Source organism: Amycolatopsis sp. NPDC114504 (genome assembly GCF_055633595.1).
Genome location: NZ_JBVKDU010000011.1, coordinates 1 through 1,566, shown reverse-complemented (window position 1 = coordinate 1,566; position 1,566 = coordinate 1). Strand labels below are relative to the sequence as shown.

Here is a 1,566-nt window from a genome sequence, read left to right as displayed (position 1 = left end):
GCGTGGTGTTTCAGAACCGTAGAGTGGATGCGCAACATCTTCGTAGACAAGTCCTCGGCCTATTAGTACCAGTCAACTCGACAACACATTACTGTGCTTCCATTTCTGGCCTATCAACCCAATGGTCTATTGGGAGCCTTAACCCACAAAGGGGTGGGATACCTCATCTTGGAACAGGCTTCCCGCTTAGATGCCTTCAGCGGTTATCCCTTCCGAACGTGGCCAACCAGCCATGCCCTTGGCAGAACAACTGGCACACCAGAGGTTCGTCCGTCCCGGTCCTCTCGTACTAGGGACAGCCTTCCTCAAGTATCCTACGCGCGCGGCGGATAGGGACCGAACTGTCTCACGACGTTCTAAACCCAGCTCGCGTGCCGCTTTAATGGGCGAACAGCCCAACCCTTGGGACCTACTCCGGCCCCAGGATGCGACGAGCCGACATCGAGGTGCCAAACCATGCCGTCGATATGGACTCTTGGGCAAGATCAGCCTGTTATCCCCGGGGTACCTTTTATCCGTTGAGCGACACCCCTTCCACCAGGAGGTGCCGGATCACTAGTCCCGACTTTCGTCCCTGCTCGACATGTCTGTCTCACAGTCAAGCTCCCTTGTGCACTTGCACTCAACACCTGATTGCCAACCAGGCTGAGGGAACCTTTGGGCGCCTCCGTTACTCTTTAGGAGGCAACCGCCCCAGTTAAACTACCCATCAGGCACTGTCCCTGAACCAGATCATGGCCCGAGGTTCAGATTCCCAATTCGACCAGAGTGGTATTTCAACATTGACTCCACAGTAACTAGCGTCACCGCTTCACAGTCTCCCACCTATCCTACACAAGCCGAACCGAAAACCAATACCAAACTATAGTAAAGGTCCCGGGGTCTTTCCGTCCTGCCGCGCGTAACGAGCATCTTTACTCGTAGTGCAATTTCGCCGGGCCTGTGGTTGAGACAGCCGGAAAGTCGTTACGCCATTCGTGCAGGTCGGAACTTACCCGACAAGGAATTTCGCTACCTTAGGATGGTTATAGTTACCACCGCCGTTTACTGGCGCTTAAATTCTCAGCTTCACCCCCCGAAAGGAGTTAACCGGTCCTCTTAACGTTCCAGCACCGGGCAGGCGTCAGTCCATATACATCGTCTTGCGACTTCGCATGGACCTGTGTTTTTAGTAAACAGTCGCTTTCCGCTGGTCTCTGCGGCCACCCACCCCTAGTCCGTAAAGAACTTCAGAGTGTTTGGCCCCCCTTCTCCCGAAGTTACGGGGGCATTTTGCCGAGTTCCTTAACCACAGTTCACCCGATCGCCTTGGTATTCTCTACCTGACCACCTGTGTTGGTTTGGGGTACGGGCCGTGCATGCACTCACTAGAGGCTTTTCTCGGCAGCATAGGATCACTCTACTTCGCCTCAAACGGCTACGCATCACGTCTCAGCCTATTGCCATGCGGATTTGCCTACATGACGGCCTACACGCTTACACCAGTACTACCACTCACTGGCGGAGCTACCTTCCTGCGTCACCCCATCGCTTGACTACTACGAAATCAGGTCCCACGCTCCACAA

Annotated in this window: 1 rRNA gene; it reads right to left on the bottom strand. The window is 54.6% G+C overall.

Annotation, left to right across the window (positions count from 1 at the left end):
• Nucleotides 1–42 precede the first annotated feature (42 nt).
• Nucleotides 43–1,566: ribosomal RNA gene (locus ACZ7PG_RS51140) — 23S ribosomal RNA — on the bottom strand; the annotation flags it as partial.